At 55.8% G+C, this 951-nt stretch carries 1 protein-coding gene; it reads right to left on the bottom strand.

The window, feature by feature from the left end; all coding sequences use genetic code 11:
* The coding region (locus tag BN3349_RS11905) for a hypothetical protein (protein ID WP_180334858.1) at positions 1 to 951 on the bottom strand (951 nt) is incomplete at both ends.

Genomic DNA, 951 nt, shown 5'->3' with positions numbered 1-951 from the left:
CGACCGCCGCAGCAAGTTCAGCCACAGAAGCAAGTAATTCCGCAGGTGCGGCTGCAAGTTCTGCCACCAAAGCCGATAGCTCTGCAACATCTGCGGCAAGTTCAGCCACAAAAGCCGATAGTTCTGCAACTTCAGCAGCAGGCTCAGCTATTGAAGCGGCTAATTCTGCAACTGCCGCGGCAAGCTCTGCCACAAAAGCGGAGAATTCTGCGACTTCAGCGGCGAGTTCGGCAACAGAAGCGGGTAATTCCGCAAGTGCTGCGGCAAGTTCTGCCACAGAAGCGGGTAATTCTGCAACTTCCGCGGCAAGTTCGGCTACCGAATCAGCTAGTTCCGCAACTGCCGCGGCAAGTTCTGCCACAGAAGCAGGTAATTCCGCAATGTCTGTTGCAAGCTCCGCCACAGAAGCGGCTAATTCTGCAATTTTAGCAGCGAGTTCAGCCACAGAAGCGGGTAAATCCGCAATCGCGGCTACAAGCTCTGCGACAAAAGCGGAGAATTCCGCAACGTCTGCGACAAGTTCAGCTACCGAAGCAGGTAAATCTGCAACCGCCGCAGCAAGCTCTGCCACAAAAGCGGAGAATTCTGCGACTTCAGCGGCGAGTTCGGCAACAGAAGCGGGTAATTCCGCAAGTGCTGCGGCAAGTTCTGCCACAGAAGCAGGTAAATCTGCAACTTCCGCGGCGAGTTCGGCTACCGAATCGGCTAGTTCTGCGACCGCCGCAGCGAGTTCAGCCACAAAAGCGGAAAATTCTGCGACTGCTGCTGCAAGTTCAGCCACAGAAGCGGGTAATTCTGCAACTTCCGCGGTGAGTTCGGCTACCGAATCGGCTAGTTCTGCGACCGCCGCAGCAAGTTCAGCCACAGCAGCAGGTAATTCCGCAACTGCGGCTGCAAGTTCTGCCACAAAAGCCGATAGCTCTGCAACGTCTGCGGCGAGTTCAGCCACAG

The sequence above is a fragment of the Necropsobacter massiliensis genome, assembly GCF_000827595.2.
GTDB lineage: Bacteria > Pseudomonadota > Gammaproteobacteria > Enterobacterales > Pasteurellaceae > Necropsobacter > Necropsobacter massiliensis.
This window is presented reverse-complemented; position numbering and strand designations above follow the sequence as displayed.